This window comes from Psychrobacillus faecigallinarum, assembly GCF_014836595.1.
Lineage (GTDB): Bacteria > Bacillota > Bacilli > Bacillales_A > Planococcaceae > Psychrobacillus > Psychrobacillus faecigallinarum.
Genome location: NZ_JACSQO010000021.1, coordinates 1 through 5,213, shown reverse-complemented (window position 1 = coordinate 5,213; position 5,213 = coordinate 1). Strand labels below are relative to the sequence as shown.

Here is a 5,213-nt window from a genome sequence, read left to right as displayed (position 1 = left end):
TTAAAAAATAAATGAGCTGCGTCTGATTTAGTATTGCCTTTTTCTCTAAATCGAAGATTTTAATTTTCATGGGAGTTGAGTATGAAGTTTTAGAAAGTATGTTAATCCTGATTCTCCCCTCCAATAAACTAAACATCGTCTGTGAATTCATTCCATTCTAATCTAATGTAATCTCATTCGCTTTAAGTTTAATACTACAAAATTGTTAGATTCACCAATCCGTACCATTCATCTCATATATAAGGTGGTTATCAAATGGCTTTCGATTTATTTTTAATAATTCCATCACAGCAAATGCACTAAATTGATCTTCTCAGCCAACTTTGCTTCAAAATAACCTCGTAGAGTTTACTTTTAGAATAAAGAAAGTTTGGCGATAGTAGTAGCATGATAATATTACCCTACTGGAGGATATCAAATGACAAAGATCACCATTTCACAGCTCTTCACTATCATCCTGTTAGGTACTGGTTTAAGCAATCATGTAATCGTTACTCCTATATTAATTAACGCTTCAGGTCGTGATGCATGGATCAGCGTTATTATTGGTTATGCATTTATCCTTGTCTTTTCACTGTTATTGCTCTACGTAACAAGGCACTTCCAATCGATATCTCTATTTGAATGGTTATCATCCAAGTATTCTCCATTGCTAAGTCGGATTATAGCTATTTTTATAGTAGTTTACCTCCTAATAACAGGTTGGATTACCTTAAAAGAAACAGTTATGTGGACTGAAGAAACATTTTTGTTCAATACACCTACTATTTTTATAGCTCTGTTTTTGTTAGCTTGCTCCCTCTACATTTCATATGAAAAACTAAATGTCATTGCCATTTGTGCAGGTGTCTTACTTCCATTTGTTTTAATATTCGGCATATTTGTAGCAATTGGCACTATTCCTGATAAAGATTACCATCTTGTTACCCCGGTACTTGTGGAGAATGGATGGCAAGAGGTATTTCATGGTGCATTCATTGTCTTTAGTTCAATAATCGAAATTTTTTTAATAATAATTCTTCAGCACCAAGTTACACAAAAATTAAAATTCAAACATTTTATTGTTCTTACTACATTTTTGGCCATATTGACGGTTGGACCACTGCTTGGCACAATTGCAATATTTGGTGTAGAAGAAGCATCAAAACTTAGATATCCCTCTTTCTTTCAATGGAGAATCTTGGGGATTGGAACATATTTTAATCATCTAGATTTTTTATCGATTTATCAATGGACATCTGGTAATTTTATTCATTTAGCAATTATTTTGTATTTAATTACAGAAGTCTTTGACATTAAAAAGAAAAAGCAGCGCGTTAATATACAAGTATTTATTTGTATCATTTACCTACTGGTCATTATAGCTCCTATATCAAATGAGGTTTTTTTAATCTTTTTAAGTCGTTATTATTATATTATCTCCAGTGTAATTGGGGTGTTTATTACTCTCTTTATTGCATTATTAATTAAATTTTCCAAGAACAGGAGGAGTACCCAGGTTGAATAATGAACAAACAAATGAAGAATATTTAACTAGTCTCTTCAATAATTCGTCGGATATAACCATCGAGAAGCAATATCTATTTAGTCCTAAAGAGAAGCAAGCTATGCTAGTTATATACTGCAATGGTTTAATTGATAATAATGTTTTACTAGATAATATCCTCCCAGATATTCAAAATAAGTACTATAACAATGGTCTTAAAGGGATTGCATACTTAAATTCTTCAAAGCAAATGCATTGGTCTAAAAAGGAAGAGAAGGTTGGTGTAACTCTGCTAGAAAAAGTATTTAATGGATTTACAGCAATTGTTATAGAGGAAACCATCTATTTCTTTAATACATCCAATCCACCAAAGCGTTCCCCAGAAGAATCCAATTCAGAAGTATCCGTACGAGGACCAAGGGATGCATTTGTCGAAGACATAGGTACAAACATTGCATTAGTTCGGAAACGAATTAAATCGAAATCCCTTGTTACCACTACCTTTGTTATAGGTGAAAGAAGTCAAACGCAAGTAAAACTAGTCTATCTAACGGATATACAAAATAAAAAAATGATTAAAGAAGTTACTGATCGATTGAATAATATTGATATCGATTTCTTAAATGGCGACAATCAATTATTAGGGATTCTTGGTGACAACAATTATTCACTTTTTCCTTTATTAAAAGCAACATCTCGTCCTGATGGTGTTGTCAGTAGTTTAGCTGTAGGCAGATTTGCTATTTTTATGGATAATTCTCCGAATGTGCTTTTAGGTCCAGCTAATCTCGGATTATTACTTAAAACTGCTGAGGATGAACATACTCCTTATTACTATGGAACCTTTGAATTGATTCTTAGATTGTTTGGACTTATAATAGCTCTTTTTCTTCCATCTTTCTGGGTGGCTTTATCATCTTTTAATGCAGATCAAATTCCATTTCCATTACTAGCTTCAGTAGCTTCATCTAGACTAGGTATCCCGTTTAATGCAACCTTTGAAATGCTATTAATGCTCATATTATTTGAACTGTTTCGTGAAGCGGGTGTTCGACTGCCTAAAGCAGTTGGACAAACTGTTGCGGTTGTTGGTGGGCTGATCGTGGGTAATGCTGCAATTCAAGCTGGAATCACTTCTCCAACCATGTTGGTAATCTCTTCGCTTACGACAGTTGCAACTTTCACCCTTGGGAACCAGGCGATATATGGAACTGTTTCCATTTTGAGATTTTCTTCTATACTTCTTTCATCAGTCTTTGGAATGTTTGGGTTTTTCATAAGCCTTTATGCAGTTCTTGGTTATCTCGCTAAACTCGAATCATTTGGATTGCCTTATTTAAGTCCAGTATCTCCGTTTGTGAAAAGAGATTTCTTTAAATCAGTTCTTAAGCGACCTGTAGTTAAACAGAATGAACGTGCATCAATACTTAACCCTATTGATAAGGACAGACAGGGGGATGGAAAAAAATGAAACAATCAAAAATTTTAATAATATGCTTCATCTTATTATTCCTAACAGGATGTTGGGATGAGAAAGAAATTGGTGAAGTAGATTATATTACTACATTAGGAATTGACTATAAAGATGAAAACTATATTATTTATGTACAAATGCTTGATTTTTCTAATGTAGCTAAGCAAGAAGTCAGTAAAGTCTCACAACCCGCTACTTTGTACATCGGTAAATCATCAGGTAAAAATATAAATGATGCTGTCTATAATTTATATCGAACAACACAACAACAGGTGAACTGGTCACATGTAGGAGCAATTATCTATTCAGAGTCCGTTTTAAAAAAAGGAATAGAGAACGTGGAGCAATCCTTAATAAAACACGGTGATTTTCGTTATACTCCATGGATGTTTGGAACAACGGAATCCATCGAAGAAATACTTAGTACTACAGGTTTCTTTCAATTGCCTCCATTATATACGATTTTGTATAAACCAAACGATATGTATAAAATTTATTCATATATTGAACCGATGCGTATGCATAGGTTTATCTCTGAGTATAAAGAACCAGGGGGAACTGCCTTGCTACCTTCTCTAACTATTAATGAAACAGACTGGAAGCAATCGGTTGAAGAACCAAAATCAAAAAAAGTATTACAAATAAATGGTGCGTTTCCAGTTAGCAATGGAACATATAAGGAGTGGTTATCTTATGAGGAGATTGCTGGCCTCAGATGGACACAAACTCAAACTCAAAGCACACCAGTTGATATTGTCATAGGGGATGAAATAAAAGGTACAGTAAGAATAATGAAACCATCTGCAAAAGTTGATTTGATTAGAAAAGGAAATGATTTTCACTTTAATATAAATGTTGAAGCTGAAGGTACTTTAATAGATTTGGAAGACCAATTGTCTCTAAAAAAAATTCAAGAGTTAGTATCAAAACAGATAGAAAAAGAAATTAGAACAACCTATCTAAAAGGTATTGATAAAGATGCAGATGTCTATAATCTGAAAAATGTACTTTTTCATGATAGGATAAAACCCGAACAATTAAATGACTATCCATTAACTGCAGATTCCTTAAACAAAATTACTGTCAACTTCATTTTGAAGAGCAAGGGGGCATATGAATAAAAATGGATGCTAAGAAACACCCAATCCAATTCAAGAATTAAAATTAATTCTTATGGCACGTTGTCTCTTTTTATTTTTTTACCATAAGACTGTAAAATCTAGCAGCAGAAAAATAAGAAAGATTTAGCAAAGTTTAAAAAGTGAATGTATTTAAAATATATAAGAAAGTTAAAAAAACCACTTCTAAATACAGTCATATATTCTAAAACGTTTCATTATTAATTACAAATAACGATTTGACTCTTTACCATTATAGACAAATCATACCTACAAAAAAAGCTTCATGTTTATACATGAAGCAAATCCTTTTAAATGTTTGAATATTCTCTTTCAACTTTACAAATCCTAGTTGAGTAAGAAGAGTACCAATCTTGTTTACCTTTTTCTTTAACCTTTCTGTGAGAATCATTTTCTTTCCATTGCTTAATGGCTTCTAAAGAGACCCAGTAGGATACGGTTATTTCTAATCCCTCTAAATCGCAGGTCCTATCTACTCCTAGAAACCCCTCTTGTTTTGAGGCAAATTCAATCATCAATTCAGCTGCTTTCATATAATTTTTTTTATCCTCTTCGGTTCTTTGAGAGGTAAAAATAACTGCATAATATGGGGTAGCCGTATTTGCTATAAACATAAAGTAATTCCTCCTTACATTTAGTCTGATAATATCGCTGAGTAGGTTTTGATATTTGAACATAACTAGAGCTAAGATATTCAGATTTTCCCCAAAAAGAAATCTATTCTAGCTTATATATTATAGACATGTTAAGTGGTATTTAAACCCTACCTGAAACAACATAGAGAGGATTTAATTTTAAAAGAAAGTTAACTTTAATACTTTAGCTTTTAAAAATAATGAAGTAATAACAATAAGAGCCTTTTCAATCTGACTCAATTTAGAGGAAGGAACTGCTACAGAAATAATCCATTCAAAAACAGTACAAATGTTACATTTTTTTGTCAATCAACATTAAAACTCCCCCTTATCTTATTCAACTAACCTTCCCCGATAGTCTTTCATGAAGCTAAAAACACCTGCTCTTCCTTCTTCAACTAGTCGAGTAGAAGAGAACCTCTCTACCTTGCGGTAGATTGTGTTCTTCCCCCCTCACAGAACCGTGCTTGCGCTATTTA

At 32.8% G+C, this 5,213-nt stretch carries 5 protein-coding genes; 3 read left to right on the top strand and 2 right to left on the bottom strand.

Annotated elements, in window-relative coordinates:
• The first annotated feature begins 418 nt into the window (after positions 1–418).
• The 3 genes from H9650_RS20195 to H9650_RS20185 are packed head-to-tail and all read left to right on the top strand — an operon-like array spanning position 419 to position 4,081.
• Positions 419–1,507 carry an endospore germination permease gene (locus H9650_RS20195; RefSeq protein WP_191698004.1) on the top strand — a complete coding sequence of 363 codons (1,089 nt, stop codon included), beginning with the start codon at positions 419–421 and terminating at the stop codon, positions 1,505–1,507.
• A complete protein-coding gene (locus H9650_RS20190) occupies positions 1,500–2,957 on the top strand; it encodes a spore germination protein (RefSeq protein ID WP_142540009.1) in 1,458 nt (485 codons plus the stop codon). The genes H9650_RS20195 and H9650_RS20190 overlap by 8 nt, the downstream gene beginning before the upstream one ends.
• Positions 2,954–4,081, top strand: coding sequence for a Ger(x)C family spore germination protein (locus tag H9650_RS20185; protein WP_142540008.1), 1,128 nt, complete (start codon positions 2,954–2,956; stop codon positions 4,079–4,081). The genes H9650_RS20190 and H9650_RS20185 overlap by 4 nt, the downstream gene beginning before the upstream one ends.
• A gap of 308 nt (positions 4,082–4,389) precedes the next feature.
• Here H9650_RS20185 and H9650_RS20180 read toward each other — a convergent pair whose 3' ends face one another.
• Entirely contained in the window at positions 4,390–4,713 is a 324-nt protein-coding gene (locus H9650_RS20180) for an antibiotic biosynthesis monooxygenase family protein (protein ID WP_142540007.1), read from the bottom strand.
• 180 nt (positions 4,714–4,893) lie between these two features.
• Positions 4,894–5,043, bottom strand: a complete 150-nt coding sequence (locus H9650_RS20175; RefSeq protein WP_170206557.1) for a hypothetical protein — start codon at positions 5,041–5,043, stop codon at positions 4,894–4,896.
• Between the last annotated feature and the right edge of the window lie 170 nt (positions 5,044–5,213).

What these genes read in the sequence shown, in the direction of transcription:
- H9650_RS20195 (WP_191698004.1), top strand. Translation starts at nt 419, where the DNA reads ATGACAAAGATCACCATTTCACAGCTCTTCACTATCATCCTGTTAGGT.
- H9650_RS20185 (WP_142540008.1), top strand. Translation starts at nt 2,954, where the DNA reads ATGAAACAATCAAAAATTTTAATAATATGCTTCATCTTATTATTCCTA.
- H9650_RS20180 (WP_142540007.1), bottom strand. Translation starts at nt 4,713, where the DNA reads ATGTTTATAGCAAATACGGCTACCCCATATTATGCAGTTATTTTTACC.